This window comes from Sulfitobacter sp. (genome assembly GCF_036961165.1).
Taxonomy (GTDB): domain Bacteria; phylum Pseudomonadota; class Alphaproteobacteria; order Rhodobacterales; family Rhodobacteraceae; genus Sulfitobacter.
Genome location: NZ_JBALVJ010000010.1, coordinates 20,292 through 37,578, shown reverse-complemented (window position 1 = coordinate 37,578; position 17,287 = coordinate 20,292). Strand labels below are relative to the sequence as shown.

General features: G+C 54.5%; 16 protein-coding genes. 5 read left to right on the top strand and 11 right to left on the bottom strand.

Features of this window, described 5'->3' with window-relative positions; translation table 11 throughout:
• Positions 1-70: 70 nt before the first annotated feature.
• Positions 71-1,027 (top strand): hypothetical protein, encoded by a 957-nt coding sequence (locus tag V7730_RS07170; RefSeq protein WP_335746914.1) that lies wholly within the window; start codon positions 71-73, stop codon positions 1,025-1,027.
• A 2-nt stretch (positions 1,028-1,029) separates the two neighbouring features.
• Here V7730_RS07170 and V7730_RS07165 read toward each other — a convergent pair whose 3' ends face one another.
• Entirely contained in the window at positions 1,030-1,224 is a 195-nt protein-coding gene (locus tag V7730_RS07165) for a SlyX family protein (protein ID WP_335746913.1), read from the bottom strand.
• Between the two features lie 129 nt (positions 1,225-1,353).
• Here V7730_RS07165 and hisS point away from each other — a divergent pair, with 129 nt between their 5' ends.
• The 3 genes from hisS to hisG are packed head-to-tail and all read left to right on the top strand — an operon-like array spanning position 1,354 to position 4,618.
• Complete coding sequence (gene hisS, locus V7730_RS07160; RefSeq protein ID WP_335746912.1) at positions 1,354-2,850, top strand: histidine--tRNA ligase; 1,497 nt, start codon at positions 1,354-1,356, stop codon at positions 2,848-2,850.
• Positions 2,850-3,929, top strand: coding sequence for an ATP phosphoribosyltransferase regulatory subunit (locus tag V7730_RS07155; RefSeq protein ID WP_335746911.1), 1,080 nt, complete (start codon positions 2,850-2,852; stop codon positions 3,927-3,929). Before hisS ends, V7730_RS07155 begins: the two co-directional genes overlap by 1 nt.
• Complete coding sequence (gene hisG, locus V7730_RS07150; protein ID WP_335746910.1) at positions 3,926-4,618, top strand: ATP phosphoribosyltransferase; 693 nt, start codon at positions 3,926-3,928, stop codon at positions 4,616-4,618. Before V7730_RS07155 ends, hisG begins: the two co-directional genes overlap by 4 nt.
• Positions 4,619-4,621: 3 nt before the next feature.
• On the opposite strand, the gene V7730_RS07145 is transcribed toward hisG, so the two are convergent.
• Positions 4,622-5,101 carry a DUF1489 family protein gene (locus V7730_RS07145; protein ID WP_335746965.1) on the bottom strand — a complete coding sequence of 160 codons (480 nt, stop codon included), beginning with the start codon at positions 5,099-5,101 and terminating at the stop codon, positions 4,622-4,624.
• A gap of 134 nt (positions 5,102-5,235) precedes the next feature.
• Here V7730_RS07145 and V7730_RS07140 point away from each other — a divergent pair, with 134 nt between their 5' ends.
• Entirely contained in the window at positions 5,236-7,524 is a 2,289-nt protein-coding gene (locus V7730_RS07140; protein ID WP_335746909.1) for an adenosylcobalamin-dependent ribonucleoside-diphosphate reductase, read from the top strand.
• A gap of 414 nt (positions 7,525-7,938) precedes the next feature.
• On the opposite strand, the gene V7730_RS07135 is transcribed toward V7730_RS07140, so the two are convergent.
• The 9 genes from V7730_RS07135 to V7730_RS07095 all read right to left on the bottom strand — a co-directional run bounded on the left by V7730_RS07135 (position 7,939) and on the right by V7730_RS07095 (position 17,023).
• Positions 7,939-9,300, bottom strand: a complete 1,362-nt coding sequence (locus tag V7730_RS07135) for a hypothetical protein (RefSeq protein WP_335746908.1) — start codon at positions 9,298-9,300, stop codon at positions 7,939-7,941.
• 131 nt (positions 9,301-9,431) lie between these two features.
• A complete protein-coding gene (locus V7730_RS07130) occupies positions 9,432-10,121 on the bottom strand; it encodes a 3'-5' exonuclease (RefSeq protein ID WP_335746907.1) in 690 nt (229 codons plus the stop codon).
• A gap of 36 nt (positions 10,122-10,157) precedes the next feature.
• A complete protein-coding gene (locus tag V7730_RS07125) occupies positions 10,158-10,907 on the bottom strand; it encodes a UvrD-helicase domain-containing protein (RefSeq protein ID WP_335746906.1) in 750 nt (249 codons plus the stop codon).
• A gap of 78 nt (positions 10,908-10,985) precedes the next feature.
• The gene (locus tag V7730_RS07120; RefSeq protein WP_335746905.1) at positions 10,986-11,939 is read right to left on the bottom strand and encodes a UvrD-helicase domain-containing protein; all 954 of its coding nucleotides are present in this window, start codon (positions 11,937-11,939) and stop codon (positions 10,986-10,988) included.
• A 30-nt stretch (positions 11,940-11,969) separates the two neighbouring features.
• Complete coding sequence (locus V7730_RS07115) at positions 11,970-12,335, bottom strand: hypothetical protein (protein WP_335746904.1); 366 nt, start codon at positions 12,333-12,335, stop codon at positions 11,970-11,972.
• 476 nt (positions 12,336-12,811) lie between these two features.
• Entirely contained in the window at positions 12,812-13,174 is a 363-nt protein-coding gene (locus V7730_RS07110; RefSeq protein WP_335746903.1) for a hypothetical protein, read from the bottom strand.
• Positions 13,175-13,484: 310 nt separating this feature from the next.
• Positions 13,485-14,390: a bestrophin family protein gene (locus tag V7730_RS07105; RefSeq protein ID WP_335746902.1), complete on the bottom strand. Its 906-nt coding sequence runs from the start codon at positions 14,388-14,390 to the stop codon at positions 13,485-13,487.
• A gap of 336 nt (positions 14,391-14,726) precedes the next feature.
• Positions 14,727-15,212 carry a flavodoxin family protein gene (locus V7730_RS07100; RefSeq protein ID WP_335746901.1) on the bottom strand — a complete coding sequence of 162 codons (486 nt, stop codon included), beginning with the start codon at positions 15,210-15,212 and terminating at the stop codon, positions 14,727-14,729.
• A 545-nt stretch (positions 15,213-15,757) separates the two neighbouring features.
• On the bottom strand, positions 15,758-17,023 hold the full coding sequence (locus V7730_RS07095; RefSeq protein WP_335746964.1) for an MFS transporter: 1,266 nt from the start codon (positions 17,021-17,023) through the stop codon (positions 15,758-15,760).
• Positions 17,024-17,287: the final 264 nt, after the last annotated feature.

The window sequence follows — 17,287 nt, the reverse complement described above, 5'->3', positions numbered from 1 at the left end:
GCCGCTTGTCCGGCTGGACGGACAAGTTTGCGTTCGTTAAGGAAAGGGTAAGCTTTCGGGGGGTCGCATAGTGCGCTTTTTACCAGTTATGGGTGTTGTTCTTGGCCTTGCTGCATGCGGTGATCCGCTGGCAGGCGTTGATCGCCTGGCTGATGTGGACGTCGCACAGACCGACCGCGCTGCGGCGGCATTGCCCGACGCGGACGAAGTGGCGCGCGAAGGGTTCCTAGGCACCTCTGCTGCAGATGGGACTGTTCCTGCGGGCGTTCTTGCCGCAACCTCTGAGAAATCGAGCAAAGAACAGAGCGGCGGTTTTTTCCGCAAGCTGGTCCGCCGCGCAGCGGATACCGACCCCGCCGCCGCAGTTGCGGCTGACGTAGCCCAATCGCAATATATCGAAGACTCAGCACCCGTTGAGCCGGTCGAATTGGCCGCACTGCCTGAGCCAACCACAGGTGTTTTGCCAAAAAGCCGTGGCATCGGGCTTTTTGGTGGAGGCAAAAAACAACCATCAGCAAACTTGCCGCGTCGTGGCCCCGACGCACGTGACGTGCCTTTCGGAACGGTGCTGGCCTTCGGCGAAATCGCCCGGGTCTGCGATGCGCGTGGCAAATCCATGGGCCGCAAGGTCGAGAGTAATGGCCGACGTGGTTTTGTGCTTTATGACAGCCAGCCGGGTATCCGCGACAAGCGCACATTCTATATCACTGGCTTCGACGACAACTGTCCGCGCCAGTTTACCGCTGCCAACGCGCTGTTCGGTGCGCCTTCGTTCTATGAGCAAATCCGGTTCAGCCCCGCAGGCAAGAATCTTCCATTTGGTGCGACGGACAAAGCCTATGACAAGATAAAGTCATCCGTCTGCCGCGCTGCCAAGAATAAACCATGTGGCAAGAAGATCAGCACGCTTGATGGCAACACGGCCTTTATCAGTGCCTATGAGTTCAACGAGCACAATGGCAAATGGAAAGAGTTTCTGGTGCATGACGGCGTTGTCATCGCCGCCACGGTCAAGTCGACAAACTAGCCTTAGTAGTGCGGCGGGCGCTCGTCTCCGACGACGATACCACCATTTCCTGCGGCTTCACGCTCGCCTTCGCGGTGCATCAGCATCTCGACACGGCGGGTGAGGCGGTCAATCTCGCTTTGCTGGCGTGCGACGATATCTGACAGATCGTCAACTGTGCGCAGCAAATGGGCCATTTTTTCTTCAAGCTGTTCCATGCCCTCCAACTAGGGCGGTTTGCGCCGTTGCGCAATGGGTCTGCGTGCACGGGGGCTGTGCTGTTGCTTGCCCCGCGTGCCAGCATCCGGTAGAGGCTGGCCAAGATTTTATCCTTGCAGAGGTATATCATGGCCAAGCCTAAAAAGACCCCGCGCCCCAAGGCGGAAACGCCGAGAGGGTTCCGCGATTATTTTGGCGCAGAGGTAACCCAGCGCGCCGAGATGCTGGCAAAGATTGCAGGGGTTTACCATCGCTACGGCTTTGATGCGCTGGAAAGCGCTGCCGTTGAACGGGTCGAGGCGCTGGGCAAGTTTCTGCCCGATGTGGACCGCCCGAATGAGGGTGTGTTTGCGTGGCAAGAAGATGCAGAGGCCGAGACCCCGGGTGACTGGCTGGCATTGCGCTATGATCTGACGGCACCCTTGGCGCGGGTCTATGCCCAGCACCGCAATGATTTGCCCACGCCTTACCGGCGCTATGCCATGGGGCCAGTCTGGCGCAACGAAAAGCCTGGACCGGGCCGGTTCCGCCAGTTCTACCAGTGTGATGCCGATACTGTCGGCACGGGTTCGGTCGCGGCAGATGCCGAGATTTGCGCGATGTTGGCCGATTGTCTCGAAGAGGTGGGTATCGCCCGCGGTGAATACGTCGTTCGGGTCAACAACCGCAAAGTGCTCAACGGTGTGCTTGAGGTCGCGGGCCTGTCGGGTGACGATAAAGAGGCCGCGCGCGGCATCGTGCTGCGCGCGATTGATAAGCTGGACCGTCTGGGACCTGACGGCGTGCGTGCGCTGTTGGGCGAAGGCCGCAAGGATGACAGCGGTGATTTCACCCAAGGCGCGGGGCTGGATGATGCCTCTGCCGATGTGGTGATGGGCTTTATGCAAGCCAAACGCGACGATGGCGCCGCTACATGCGCGCGTTTGCGTGAACTGGTCGGCAGCAGCACCATCGGTCTTGAAGGCGTGGCTGAGCTTGAGACCATCGCAGAGCTGCTGGCTGCGGGCGGTTACGGTCCTGACCGGATTGAGATTGATCCATCCGTTGTGCGCGGCCTTGGCTATTACACCGGCCCCGTATTCGAGGCTGAGCTGACATTCGAGATCAAGGACGAGAAGGGGCGTGCGCGCAACTTCGGCTCGGTCGCGGGCGGTGGGCGCTATGACGATCTTATCAAACGATTTACCGGACAGGAAGTGCCTGCCACTGGTGTCTCAATCGGTGTAGATCGTTTGCTGGCCGCGTTGCACGCCAAAGGCCGAATGGACACGCGGGCCCAAGGCCCGGTTGTTGTCACCGTCATGGATAAAGTACGGATGGCGGATTATCAGGCAATGGTCGCAGAGCTACGGCAGGCAGGCATCCGCGCCGAGGTCTATTTGGGTAACCCAAAGAACTTTGGCAACCAGCTGAAATACGCGGACAAACGCGCCAGCCCTATCGCCGTGATCGAGGGCGAACAGGAGCAGGCGAATGGCGTCATCCAGATCAAGGATCTTGTGTTGGGTGCACATATTGCTGAAAACGCCACGCTTGAGGAATGGCGTGACCGTCCCAGCCAGTACGAAGTGCCGCGCGGCGATTTGGTCACTAAGGTCCGTGAAATTCTGGAGCTGTACAGCTGATGCCCACCCGTTCTCAGACAAACGCTAAAGCGGCCAGACTGCGGGCCGGATTTGAAGCTGCAGGCGCGCGTGCCGTTGAACCGCCGATCCTGCAACCGGCGGACACGCTGCTGGACCTCTACGGAGAAGACATCCGTGCGCGTGCCTATGTGACATCAGACGCGCTGCGCGGAGAGCAGATGCTGCGCCCTGACTTCACCGTGCCTGTGGTGCAAATGCACATGGCCCACGGTGCGGACCCGGCCCGCTATACCTACGCAGGCGAAGTTTTTCGTCGGCAGGAACATGACCCGTCGCGCGCCAATGAATACGTGCAAGTTGGCTATGAGGTGTTCGAGCGTGAAGACCCTGCAGCCAGCGATGCCGAAGTATTTTCACTGATCAATGCAGGGCTGGGTAACTTGCCGGTGCGCGCGATAACGGGTGACATTGGTGTACTGATGGCTGTGGTAAACGGGCTGAACACCTCTGAGCTGCGCAAAAACGCTTTGATGCGCCACATCTGGCGTCCGCGCCGGTTTCGCGCGCTGCTTGAGCAATACGCGGGGCGTACGCCTATTTCAGCCGCCCGCCAGTCTTTGCTGGCCGGAGAGACTCTCAGCGATGCGCCATTGGTCGGCGCCCGTCGCCAACATGAGATTGACGGGCGGATTGCTGCACTGAAGTCTGATGCGCGGACACCTCCGATCGCGGCGAAAGATGTGGATTTGATCACAGCTTTGTTGGGCATCTCGGCAGCCATGCCGGATGCGCTTGAGCGGCTGCATGACCTCTCGGTGGATTTGCCGGCAATTATCCCCGCCGTTGACCGCGTCGAAGCGCGCAAGGACGCGCTGACTGCACGTGGCATTGATGTGAGCAAGCTGTTGTTTGAGGCGAACTATGGCCGGACTTCGATGGAGTATTACGACGGCTTCGTTTTTGGCTTCAAGGCAACAGAGCGTGCCGATTTGCCGCCGTTGGCGACGGGCGGACGCTATGATGCGTTGACCCGCCAATTGGGCGGCGGTCGTGAAATCCCTGCTGTGGGCGGTGTGATGCGTCCGGGCGTAATGCTGGAACTGGAGGGCGTGGAATGACCATTAAGCTTGGCGTGCCGTCCAAAGGGCGGTTGATGGAAAAGACCTTTGAATGGTTTGGCGCACGCGGTGTCGGGCTGGCACGCGCGGGTTCCGAGCGTGAGTATGCAGGCGTGGTTGAGGGTATCGACAGCGTTGCGCTGGTGCTTTTGTCAGCAGGTGAAATTCCCCGCGAACTGGCGGCTGGGCGCATCCACTTGGGTGTGACCGGTACCGATCTGGTTCAGGAAAAGCTCGCGCTTTGGGACCAGTCTGTCGAAACCATTGCTGAGCTTGGCTTTGGTCATGCGGATCTTATTCTGGCCGTGCCACAGGGGTGGACCGATGTGGACACGCTGCATGATCTGGATGCTGCTTCATCGGCGTTTCGCGCAGCACATGGCCATCGCCTGCGCATTGCGACAAAGTATCACCGCCTTGTGCGTGAATTTCTGCGCGAGGCAGGTGTGGCGGATTATGCCTTGGTGGACAGTCAGGGCGCGACCGAGGGCACCGTCGCAAATGAGACTGCCGAAGCGATTGCTGACATCACTTCCACCGGGGAGACGTTGCGGGCCAACCATCTCAAAATTCTCGTTGATGGGATGATCCTGCGCAGCCAAGCGACTTTGTGGAAATCCCGCAGCGCGCCAATGGACACGTCTGAACGGACCACGCTGGACCAATTGCTGAAACTTTTGGGCGAATAGACGCTAAAGCACGCCGATCTCGGCCAAGGCACGGTTCAGCTCGATCGGGAGCGCTTGCTCCTGACTGCTACCCTTGGCCAGATCGGGAGGCGCATCTTCTGGTGTGAGATACCGCCAGCCCTGAAACGGCCGACGCAGGGCCGCGACAGTCGGCACCAACTCGGAATCAAGCACGATTCCGCAGCGCCGGATGCCATCCGCGCCAATCTTTTCATCAAACCGCAAGATGCGCTGACGTGCTGAAATCTCGCCCTTGATCACCCAGTAGATTGAGCCGCCATTGAGAATTTCAGACTCACGCTTGGGCCACATGCGTGTCTGATGGTAACACTGACCGTCGGGCGACTGTGCAGCGCGCTGGTGCTGCCACGCGATCAGCTGATCGATGTTTTCGGTCCCGACAGACAGCTTGATCAGATGCACAGTTTTATTGCTCACAGAGTTACCCACCAACTTATCCACAGACTCAGCCTTGAGCCACATCATAAGGTAGGGCAAAGCGCCGCAGATGCAAACTGTTGTGTTTTTTCGCGCAAAAAACACTCAAAGAGTGGTGGCGTTTCTGGCAATGCACGCTATTATCTGCCTCCGCCCCAACACGAACCAAGGAATCGCTAATGACCCGCTTTGCCGCCCCAATCGCTGAACAGATCTGGGATATGAAGTACCGCTTCAAAGCTGCCGATGGCACGCCCCATGACGTGACCGTAGAGGATACATGGCGTCGCATCGCACGTGATCTGGCACAAATCGAGGATGACAAAGACGGTTGGGAAGAAACCTTCTACGAAGCGCTTGAAGACTTTAAGTATTTGCCCGCAGGTCGCATCACCGCAGGGGCAGGGACCGCACGTCGGGTAACGCTGTTCAACTGTTTTGTGATGGGCACAGTGCCGGACAGCATGTCGGGCATTTTCGACATGCTGAAAGAAGCCGCGCTGACCATGCAGCAGGGTGGCGGTATCGGGTATGATTTCTCCACCATCCGGCCAAAAGGTGCAGATGTGTTGGGCGTGTCGGCCGATGCGTCTGGCCCGCTGTCCTTTATGGATGTCTGGGATGCGATGTGCCGTACGATCATGTCAGCGGGTTCGCGCCGCGGGGCGATGATGGCGACGATTCGGTGTGACCACCCTGACGTGGAAGCATTCATCTCGGCCAAGGCCGATGCGGCACGGTTGCGTATGTTCAACATGTCCGTGCTGATCTCCGACCCCTTCATGGAAGCGGTCAAGGCAGATGGCAGCTGGGATTTGAAGTTTGACGGCCGCGTCTACAAGACTGTGCAGGCGCTAGACCTCTGGAACGCCATCATGAAGGCGACCTACGAGTTCGCCGAGCCGGGCGTAATTTTTATCGACCGGATCAACGAAGCCAACAACCTGAGCTATTGCGAAACCATCGCGGCAACCAACCCGTGCGGTGAGCAGCCTTTGCCGCCATACGGTGCATGTCTGTTGGGCTCAATAAACCTTGCACGGGTGGTGTCTGATCCGTTTGAAGACAACGCCGCACTTGATCTTGAAGCGCTGAACGAGCTTGTCGCGACCTCCGTACGGATGATGGACAACGTGGTAGACGTGTCGAAATTCCCGCTTGAAGCGCAGCAGCTTGAAGCCAAGAACAAGCGCCGCATCGGCCTTGGGGTGACTGGTCTTGCCGACGCTCTGCTGATGCTGGGCAAGCGCTATGGCTCTGATGAGGCCGCGCGTCAAACCGAAGAATGGCTGCACTCGATTGCCCGCGCGGCATATCTGGCGTCAGTGGATTTGGCGAAGGAAAAAGGCGCGTTCCCGCTGTTCGATGCTGAAGAATACCTGGCCTCAGGCACGATGCGTGCCATGGACGAGGATGTGCGCGAAGCCATACGAACCCACGGCATCCGCAATGCGCTGCTGACCTCCATCGCACCGACAGGCACAATCAGCCTCTATGCAGGCAATGTAAGCTCCGGCATCGAACCGGTGTTTGCCTATGCCTACACACGCAAAGTTCTGCAAAAAGATGGCAGCCGTACCGAAGAAGAAGTGGTGGATTACGCCGTGCAAATGTGGCGCGACAAGTTCGGCGATCGTGAACTGCCTGATTACTTTGTGAACGCGCAAACACTCGCTCCGCTTGAGCACGTCAAGATGCAAGCCGCAGCTCAGAAATGGGTCGATTCTAGCATTTCCAAAACAATCAACTGCCCTGAAAACATCTCTTTTGATGCGTTCAAGGACGTCTACATGGAAGCTTGGGACTCTGGCTGCAAAGGCTGCACCACATACCGGCCAAACGATGTAACTGGGTCGGTCCTGTCTGTATCAGAAGATAAAAAAGCGGCACCCGAAGTTGTCAGCCGTGATGGTCAGGAACCAATGGCACCCCACGGCGACGTAATCTACATGTCCGAGCCGTTAGACCGCCCAGAAGAGCTTGAAGGATCCACCTACAAGATCAAATGGCCTGACAGTGAGCACGCACTCTATATCACCATCAATGATCTGGTTGTCGGCGGACACCGTCGCCCCTTCGAAGTGTTCATTAACTCCAAGAATATGGAGCATTTCGCTTGGACAGTCGCGCTGACACGCATGATCTCGGCAGTGTTCCGTCGCGGTGGAGATGTGTCGTTTGTCGTTGAGGAACTCAAAGCGGTCTTCGATCCACGCGGTGGTGCTTGGATGGGCGGCAAATATATCCCCTCAATTCTTGCAGCAATCGGCGGGGTTATCGAACAACACCTGATCGCAACCGGCTTCATCGAAGGCGAAGGCATGGGGCTAAAAACAGACCCCCAAGCCAATGTCGTAGGCCTAGAGAAACCTCGTGGAAAAGCGTGCTCAAGCTGTGGGCAATTTGATTTGCGCATGGTCGAAGGGTGCATGACCTGTGGTAGTTGTGGGCATAGTAAATGTGGGTGAGGTGCTAGCTTCAGATGTTGTGTTGGGACAACCAAATAATGACCACTGCACAGGTTAAGGCTGCCATTTTACAAGCAAATGGCGGCCATTGGCTTCTAAAGAAGGGATTTAGGCTGTTGAGTTAGGCCTAAGGTACCGCGTCGATGAAAATGCGCTGAAAATACTGGAACTGGTGAAACTCAGCCGCGTAATCGCTTTGTCTGACTGAAATATTATAGTCAGCCATACGGACGCGACGGATTAGCCACTTTGACGGTGCGCTTAACGCGAATGGCTGACAGCGGACCTCCGCGACAGTGTCGAGCGCTGCGATGCATTTTCCCAGACCGACTACTCTTTGCACCGGCTGATCTGGTGGAGCCGTTTGATTTCGCCGCCAATACCGACGAATTCTACAACAATTCACGTCGAAAGTTATGCTTCAAAATCCTCGGCATCTTCCGCGATTCCACTCGGCGAAACGTCTTCGCCGCTTGAACGCTCTGGCTTGATCTGGGGCGCTTTTCTTACCCAAGCCGCCAAATTTGATCCTATATCGCCATAGAATTTGGGAATGACGCGCTCCAGTTCAGAAATAAAATTCGTCTGCTGTGTAAATTTACCACCCAGGCGCTCTGACAGGAAGATATGAAAGCCATGTGACGCGAGGTGCTCTTTCCCCTCAGATGCCAAGTCAGGATTTTCGCGCAGTTCAGAAATAGGGTATTGCGTTGGTTCGCTTGTGCCGGGCCACAGTAAACGAACAAATAGAGCATCTGTGTCCTCTGATTTGACCTGCCTTAACAGCCAATTGACACGGGCCTTAGTGGATTTCTTGTCGTCTGGAGCCCTCAGTGTCATTCCGACATCCATAGATCGGCGCATGAGATCTACTGTCACTTCAATCGGTGCGGCGGCGTCAGGTACTGTTAGCGTACAAGTCAAACAGTGTTTTTCTCTCAGGTCGCTTAGCTCGTCTTTCTGACGTTGTGCAGGGTTTCCAATGTGCTTGCGCGGCAGTTTTTCACCTACGGTCATGCCCGTCATTCGACTTAATATCATGGACAAATCACGCGTCTCTTGATGCCATGCTTCAAGCACAGTCTGAGCCATCGGTGATTTTGCTGGGACCGCGCCACCGCTTGAAATGAGCTTGTTCAGCTCTGCCCATTCTTTTGGCATCCGATCAAAGCCCTTAACCCCCGCGCTTTCATGCGTCAGAAATCGGCGCAGTTCATTGAGAAGAAGAAGTTGGTCGACGTCCGCAACGTCTTCGCCTGACACAAGCAGGTCTGCGGTTGTCAGAATGTGCATCCATGACCAATGAAAGACTGGAATTTTTGAACGGCTTTTTCGGACCAGTTCGACTGGGTGGCTGTCTGGTGATGTCGCAAACTGGTTCGAAATAGTCAGAACGCAATCGACATCGTTGTCCTTTGCCAGCACCCGGTAGCGTTCGATTTGGTCTGCGTCCAATTCATTGGTCCCAACCTTTGCCTCGACCAGTGCGCGCCACTGCCGGTTTCCAACCTTTATGACGATCAACCGGTCTGGACGATCTTTGATTGCAGACGAGTGTTTCTGAAAAACGACTTCGGTGTAGGTTTCAATTGTTGACCTCTTGCCAACCTTTTGACCAAGAGAGGCCAGAAGCCGAGTCCCGAATTCATCGATCTTGTCGAGGCACGCAAGAACGATTGATGTTGTGCGACCTTCTTTTGAAGTGGTCGATAAAACCGGAAATAGTCGCGCAGTTTCGCCCTGTTGCAAGTAGTCCGGAAGCTGTTCATTACGCATGTGTTTTCCTCGTACGAATACACGAACAGTGAAGCAGACCCCAATCAAGCCCGTCAACCTCCAGAGCAATTAATAATGTGAATTCAATTGCGTAAAATGGTGTCCAATGCAATTTCACGCCTTTTGAGGCGTCACTTTTTCCGCACTTTCGCTTTACCCGTACACCTCGGAAACTTTACGCATCCCAAAAACTTCCCAAAGCGCCCTTTTCGCTCAACCAACCAACCGTCTGCACAAACGGGACAAGCTGAAAAGCTATCCTTGCAGTCACACACTGCTTCAGTTTGTCCCTTGACCCGCACCGGAAAACCTACGCCGCAGCCAGGACAATTCGGCAATATATTCCCGCAAAGCTGGACGTGCTCACATCGATAGAACGTGCCACCATCACGCTTCGGGATTGGCAGGAGATGCCCCTGACATTCGCCGCAGGTCTGAACTTTCGCCGACTCGATGTTAGTGGGCAGTAAACCGTATTCAGCGTCTTCGAGCAGTTCTTCAACGAACACAGACGGCTTTGCAGCTGACCCCATTATGGTCAGTGTTTTGCGTGCTCGCGTCATCGCGACATACATGACACGCCGCTCTTCTGCATGTTCGAATGGCTCGGCTTCGGGGGACACCATCGTCAACAATGGATCGTCCACAATTTCAGACGGGAAGCCAATCTGACCCTTAAATGCTTGCAGCAAGATGACGTGATCCGCTTCCAGGCCTTTAGAAGAGTGGATCGTCTTGAAAGTAATATCGAGGTTTAGATATTTTCTTCGAAAGTGGTGGAAATCATTGGGCTCTGAATGCCTGTACCGTCCTAAAAGCAAGATCGATGTTCTTTGACCGCTTTCCTGAGCGACGGTCTACAAAGCTGAAAGTTTATTTTCGAGCTTCATGTCGCCGTCATGTTTGAATGTCGGAATGACTTTGATCGCAGGCGCATTCGTTGTGCCTGCCGGTATGACCGTCTTGGTTAATTGGGTCGGGTTCTTCAGGATGAACTTTCGTGCCGCAAAGGCTATCTTATCGACAGATCTGAACGTCCGGCCAAGGTCGACTGTGCGATGAACGCCTGATTGGCCGTCGAAGTTACCCCCGAACTCGGCACCAAAGTTGCGCATCAAATGAATGTCTGAACCTGCAAACCGATAGATTGATTGCCAGTCGTCTCCCACGGCAAATAATCGTGTATCATGCTTTTGCCCGAGCAGGGCTTTGACCAGGCGAGCCCGGCTTCGCGAAATATCCTGGAATTCATCAATGAGGATGTGCCCGAATGGGCTTTTGTATCGGCCGGATTCAACATGTTGAGCGGCTCGCAGCACCATGTCTTCAAAGTCGATACGACCCTTCAGGCTTTCCTCATAGGCCTCAAAGACTGGTCTGAAGATGGTTAGGAACAATTGGGCCCGTTTGCCCAGCTTGGCTGTGTCAGCTTTTTGGGCGCAGTGCTCAAGAGTGTAGCCACCACTTTTGTAGTTTCGAAGGAAGTTCGCCAACAGCTGCACGAAGCCGTCGATGTCGTTCATTTCCATCACGCGATCAAAGAGCGCTTCGGGCGGCCGAGGATTAAGGGTGACGTGTGGCGCTACTTTTTCGGCCAACGCGTCCAATAAGCGTCCTTCCTGACGCTCATAACTGAATGTCTCGAGCAGGGTGGTTTCGTTGTCTTTATGGACCTGCCGTTTCCATTACATGCCCTCAAGATAGTCGTCGCGATCAACCCACGGGGCCGTTTCAAGCCGCTCTTCACCGCGGCTGACCATCTTTCTCACACCGAAATGTTCCAGGTACACTCCGCTTTCAGTCAGGCGGAAATCGGGACAGTAATTTCGCTTGGTCGGATTTGACGTGTCAAACTCATAGTCTGGTTCATACTCATATTCGACGCCATTTTCGTAGAGCCAGTTGGATATAAGCAGCTCTTCGTAACTTTTGACCTGGTCGCCTTGAAGCGTTCTGAGCTCCTCTTTTTCAAGATAAGTGTAATAGTCGTGCTTCTGTTTGAAATCCCATTCAGACTTGGCTTCCAGCCGACCTGATGTGAACCAGTTTATTATGGCTTTGGATGCCTCTGCTGCGCCAGCCGCGATCGCTATCAAGATGTCCCTGATCAAAACGAGAAATGCTTTGTTGTCTGTTGCGTGTGCGGCAAGGGCGGGTTTGCCGCCTTCGACATGTCCGATGATGTCATAAGAAAGTGCATGGAAAGTCCGCGCCTCGACGGGTTCGCCGCATTTCTGCTCAATGCGTTCACTCATCTCTGCTGCGGCATCTCGTGCGAAGGCCAGAAGCAGAATTTCTTCGGGTTTGCGGATGCCTGCCTTGAGAAAGTATCCGGCTTTGGCGGTGATCACGCTTGTTTTTCCGGACCCTGCACCGGCGAGCACCAGCGTGGCGTCCTCATCTGCGACGATGGCAAGGCGCTGTTCAGGTGTCAGCGGGTTGGTCTCAAAACTATCGAAGAATTCTGACCAGCTTTTCAATTGGGTTTGTTCAAACTTTTCGATTGCTCCGGATCGCTGTTTGCCGGGCGACGACAGAAACGCTCGAATGATTTTAACATTTTTGAACCGGGCACTTCCGATCGCGTTTTCGTTCAGCTTGGAAAACAAGCTTTTTTCGAGTTCTTGAGCAGACTCCAAAATGGGCTGCACATAACATGCCGCTGGATATCAAGTTGGAGCCTCAAGCTTAGCGATAGCTTTTACAACGTAGCTGATCGCGTCTGATTGGGCGTCCAGCTGGGCCAAGTTGTGGTCGCGCCAAGCGGTTTCAAGTTGGTGGGCGAAATGGTCCAGTTCTGATCTGTTTGAGCCGCGAACTCGAAGGATGTGATCTCTGCCATCAATCTTGATCGAAAGCTCCGAACCAAGCCATTTGCGTTCGACCTTCGGAGCGTCGATGATTTCAGACAAAGAGGTTGAGGGCGTCTTTCCGCCAGCGACACTGATCTTTGGGCCTGCCATCGTGAGCGACGCCGCATTCCCTCGCCATTTATCAAGCAGGTAGAATAGGCTCGTGTTCGAATTTAGGTACATACGCTCACACTTCTGGTTTCAGCACTGAGGGTAAGATGTTTTGATGTCCTGTATAAGTCTGGAAATAAAAAAAATTTTCCTGCCTTCGGTCTGATAAGCTGTGGGCAGATTGCAGCGCCATTCTCGTTGAGCGCTCTCTGGGTGTGGGCCTCTGCTCGAGCTGCATTTGCGTGCAACAGACGGGCAGTACTGTTGGCCCCGTTTATAACGCCACATCTGCGGGTGTAGATCTGGCAGATTAAAGCCGCATCCATCGAGCTTCTGAAAGCCATGCAACGAAGAATTGAAGATGTCCAGGACGTTTTCCTAAAGCAAAGCGCGCGCGACGGGCTTCGTCAGGAGATTTATAATCTGCTGTACGATGAAAAAACGGGCCTGCCGGCATCGAAATATGACAACAGCACCCTTGAGATAAAGACCGATGCACTGTTTCAGTTTTTTGAAGGCCGGCAGACGTCGTCTGTTGCCAGTTGGGCCTAAGTTGTATTCCGTAATACTGCTTCAACGCGCGCTATTGCCCGTAACCTTTCGTGGGCGGAAATATCCTGTGTCGAATTTGGCTGGGCATCTATCACATCGCCACCACCCTCCGGCTCAATTCGCCAACCGAGCGCCTCGAGCGCCAGGGTCGCAGTCGCCCTGATCGCTCGCCGTTCTTCCTGTCCGGGTCCGATAACCACGACATAGGCGATTTCTTTGCTGTATTTCTGGTGGTGAAAGTAGTCGACTCCAAAGATATATTTTACGGCAGAATATCTGTCTTGCAGCCAGATTGAAACGTCAGTGAGGTCATGGCGTAATAAGTCAATGCGCGCCCCTGGGTCGAGTCTTTGGTCCATAAAAATAGATCTCCATTATAGGTGAGGAGAACATTGGCCAAACTCACTTAATGCAAAGCATGTGCGATCAAATATTTAGTACAAGTGAATCGCCGCTCTTATTTACCGCGATGCGGCAGATTTTCTGCATTCTCTCAAGGAGGGGCGTCACGCAATATTGGCCCGACGTCATGAATTTCTGACCCAAACCGGACCTTTATCGTGGTTTGTGCCAAGGTCCTCAGTGCGGGACAAAGCGCCATTTCGCTGCACCTGCGCTAATGTCCGGTTCCAACATGGGCCCCCCGTTGCAAGCAATGCCACGTTCAACCTAACTCAACACATGATTTGTCGGGGACAAGCTGTCTGGCGGGGTGAGATCCAGCGCTTCGGCCACCGAAATCTCAATTGTGCGACACATTGAATCGACGGGTAATCCGTTCTGAACATTGCGAAACGGCAGTTCCAGCTCGTTCGTGACGGCTTGCAGGCCAAAGAACACATAGGCCACGACTGCCGCAAATATTGGGGCAAACCAACCTGTGGAATCGATTAACGCGAACGGCAGCAACCAGCAATAGAGATAGGTCGTCCGGCGGACCAGCAGGGAATACACGAACGGCAAGGGTGTCATCAGAATGCGTTCACATCCGGCCTGCGCGAAAGCCAACGAGGACAGCGTTTGTGAAATAGTCATTTGACCAAACCCACTGATCGCGTCCTTTTTGATCAGCTCGCCAATTCTGTCGGCTATCGATCGCAATGCCGCATCTGCCGGATTCTTCTTCCCGATCATCGACGCAGCACTTTCTTCGCCGACCCAGCTGGTAATTTCAGGCCGCACATCGACCCCTCGCAAGAAGCCACGGTGCAAATGTGCGAAGGCGACCGCATAAGACAAGATGGCTTCGCGCTCCTCCCCCTTGCCGACAAAGACGCACATATGTCGCCCCAGATTGCGGACATCAGCGATCATTGACCCCCATAGTTTGCGGGCTTCCCACCATCGGTCATAGGCTGCGTTGTTCCTAAACCCGAGGAAGAGTGACAGCGCGACGCCAAATATTCCCATCGCCCCGATCGAAATTCTAGGTAGAATGACAACGTAGTGATTAACCAACAGGACAACGACCGATAACAGCGCAATGCCGATGATCTTGCCCAGAATTTTGGGCACAACTGATCCCTGCATAACGAAAAACAGCCGAAAAGATGACGGATGGTCCCTGACGATCACACGATATTCCTTTTCAAAGACATTGAGACAGTATGCAGGTTCAACTTAATCCCTCGTTCAGATGATCCAAGAGAAGCTACACTTTGAGCGACAAATATTGGTTCTGTGGATAGCTCGCTTATACGCCATCATTCGGTGCGCTATACGTGTCAAGCATGGGCACTAGTCCCCTGCTTGAAGGTTGGCGTCAGCGCAAAAGCCGGCAGTTGGATATATAGCTTAAGGGGGAGCACGACCTCAAACCGATTTGTGCAACAAAGCCTCTTGAGACGCGTGTCATGATGGTCCAAACGGTTTGTCGTCGCAAAAGCTGTCAAAAATAGAGGTGCCCCTTAGTCAAAACACGCCCATACTCAGCCCCGCCCCCATCGCCGCGCCAAGGTCTCGACATAGGGCTAGCTGTTCTTCGGGGATCGACTTCTCGGCCAAAATTTCCTCAGATTTTTGGGCATAGGTGCATATAATCAATGGTGGCTGCACTTCCTTGAGCCGCCAACCCTGGGCAATGCGAGCGGTTTGGCGCGCTGCATTTTCCCCATCCGAACCTGCACACACCATTTGAGCGTACGGGTGCCCCTCAATATGCCCGAGGACCGGATAATAACTCCGATCATAGAAATCCTTCATCATGCCTGCAATCGCGGCAAGGTTCTCCGGGGCGCAAAAGATGTAACCGTCTGCACGCAGGAGATCCTCAGGACCGGCCTCTTCCGCAGTTTTTAAAATAGTCGTTACTTCTTCACATGCCGTTGAATAAGCCGCCTCGGCCATCTGCCTACTGCCACCGGTCTTAGAATGATAAACGATCAAAAGCTGCACCATCGCATATCATTTTAGGACATCGACCCGTGTTCGCCAACTGACTTCAATAAAATAATTTTAGCATAACAAAGTACTCGCGGTGGGGTGGGATTTGCCAGGTTGAGTTCTGCTTCGATAATGGCAAGGAGGCTCTCTATTTTGAGACTCAGGAATCGCATGACGATTGCGAAGCCAACAGGTGGTGCATTCAGCATCCGACAGTTGGGCTCACAGCTGCCGTTCGCTGCACTTGCACATCGAAAACACTGGGTCGCGGCCCCTAGCGTCCGCTTTCTTCAAGTTGCCCAATTTAGTTTGCGGGCGCAGCGAAAGTCCGCAATCCGCCCTTGTTGTCGAATGTCGCTCACGGCCCAAAGCCGCCTTCCAGCAACCACCCCGGATGCTGCGGTGCGGCCCGTCGAAGCGGCCGTTGGTGCATGGTGCAGCATTTTTGTCGACTGAAACGTTGGTGTGCGGACCAAGCTGCCGTTCAACGCTGTGGCCCGAAGTTCCGCTTTCAGCCCAGAGCGGTTATCAGGCCAAACCGACCCATGTGCTGTGCATCCTCAGTCGTTGCCCTGATCTTTTTGATTGTTGCCCGCCAGATCAACTGCTTGGGACCGATCAGCGTTCAACTCCGCCTGATCTGCGGCAAGGGCTGCGGTTTCTGGGGTAGAGACCCGTGCAAGAGGTGTTGATTGGAAACTACCTTTATTTTCCAAAGCCACGGCAGGCGCTAATCTCAGGCGCACAAGGGCGAATAGAATGAGTATGATATGCGCCGTCGCTGTAACCATAAACAGGCTAGCCTCGCCAAATTCTGACATGGCAAAACCGGCGGCGGTAGGACCTAAGATAGAACCAATTCCGTAGACCAGAAGAAGGCCTCCACTGACCTGAATAAAGGTTCCCGGTGCGGCGTGGTCATTCGCATGCGCAACGATAACCGGATACATCGCAAACACAGTTGCGCCGAACAATCCTGCCAAGGCCATGACTGCCCATAGATTTACGAATCCACCAAAAAGAAAAAGTGCATCCGCAACTAAGGCGCACAATGCGATCCCAACAAGGACGCGCCGCCGGTCCATCTTGTCCGAGGCGATGCCGATAGGGATTTGGGCAGCAGCGCCAGCAAGAATTGGAATACTGGCAAAGAGTGCGATGTCACCGAGACTCAAGCCAATTCGGGCGGCGTAGACGGCGGCCAGAGTTCCAAAGGCGGCATTGGATATCCCCACCATAAGAACCGCGACAACGGCAATTGGCGAGTTCTTCCAAAGGGCGGGCAGGTTCAGCGATACACTGGTAAGTGGGTTTGGTGTCGTTGTGGCGGAAATCGCCGTCGGCAAAAGGGCGAGGCAATAGACCATGGCAGCCAAAACAAAGAAGAAATATCCGTTCGAGTCGCCGAGGGTTAGGACCATTTGACCCGCCGTTGTCGCCGCAAGGTTGACCATTGTATATATGCCAAAGACTCGCCCCCTTGAGGTGCTGTCTACGCGCTCGTTAAGCCAGCTTTCCACTATCATTGCCGCCCCGGCGAAACAAAACCCTGAAAGGGCCCGAACTGGTATCCAGACCCATGGCGTGATCAGGACGAGTGACAGGAGAACAGCTATTGAAGCAATGGCGCACATCGCTCCGAACGCTCTGATATGACCGACCCGCGCAACTAAGGTTGGCGTTCTAAGGCAGCCCGCCACGTAGCCAAAAGCCCATCCTGTGCCCAGAAGTCCCAACGAGGCGGCAGAAAAGCCCTCTGCATCACCCCGGACAGGCAGAATTAGGCTGTTCACGCCCCCGGCAAACAGCAGAAAAGCCGACCCCATCAACAGGGCGGCGAGCGGTAAGAGACTTCTTAACATTGTTCGGGATTCATGTGTCGCACCCACCTTGTGGGCTTCACTAACACGAACTCAGCAAGAAGGCGAAACTGTTGGAGGACCGTGGGGCTATGAACCGACAGAGACAAAATTATCTATACTTCGCTATGCGCCTATCACCGGGATTGATGCCAGGTTTGCAGAACGCGAAATTTCTGCATAAGCATTGGACGGCTTAGTCCGTATCACGTCGGTGTGTGTATGGCGCAG

Excerpts from the sequence above, each read along its gene's own strand:
- V7730_RS07145 (WP_335746965.1), bottom strand. The coding sequence starts at position 5,101 with ATGTGGCTCAAGGCTGAGTCTGTGGATAAGTTGGTGGGTAACTCTGTG.
- V7730_RS07165 (WP_335746913.1), bottom strand. The coding sequence starts at position 1,224 with ATGGAACAGCTTGAAGAAAAAATGGCCCATTTGCTGCGCACAGTTGAC.
- V7730_RS07095 (WP_335746964.1), bottom strand. The coding sequence starts at position 17,023 with ATGGGGTCGGCTTTTCTGCTGTTTGCCGGGGGCGTGAACAGCCTAATT.
- hisS (WP_335746912.1), top strand. The coding sequence starts at position 1,354 with ATGGCCAAGCCTAAAAAGACCCCGCGCCCCAAGGCGGAAACGCCGAGA.
- V7730_RS07115 (WP_335746904.1), bottom strand. The coding sequence starts at position 12,335 with ATGTACCTAAATTCGAACACGAGCCTATTCTACCTGCTTGATAAATGG.
- V7730_RS07135 (WP_335746908.1), bottom strand. The coding sequence starts at position 9,300 with ATGCGTAATGAACAGCTTCCGGACTACTTGCAACAGGGCGAAACTGCG.
- V7730_RS07140 (WP_335746909.1), top strand. The coding sequence starts at position 5,236 with ATGACCCGCTTTGCCGCCCCAATCGCTGAACAGATCTGGGATATGAAG.
- V7730_RS07100 (WP_335746901.1), bottom strand. The coding sequence starts at position 15,212 with ATGGTGCAGCTTTTGATCGTTTATCATTCTAAGACCGGTGGCAGTAGG.
- V7730_RS07110 (WP_335746903.1), bottom strand. The coding sequence starts at position 13,174 with ATGGACCAAAGACTCGACCCAGGGGCGCGCATTGACTTATTACGCCAT.
- hisG (WP_335746910.1), top strand. The coding sequence starts at position 3,926 with ATGACCATTAAGCTTGGCGTGCCGTCCAAAGGGCGGTTGATGGAAAAG.
- V7730_RS07155 (WP_335746911.1), top strand. The coding sequence starts at position 2,850 with ATGCCCACCCGTTCTCAGACAAACGCTAAAGCGGCCAGACTGCGGGCC.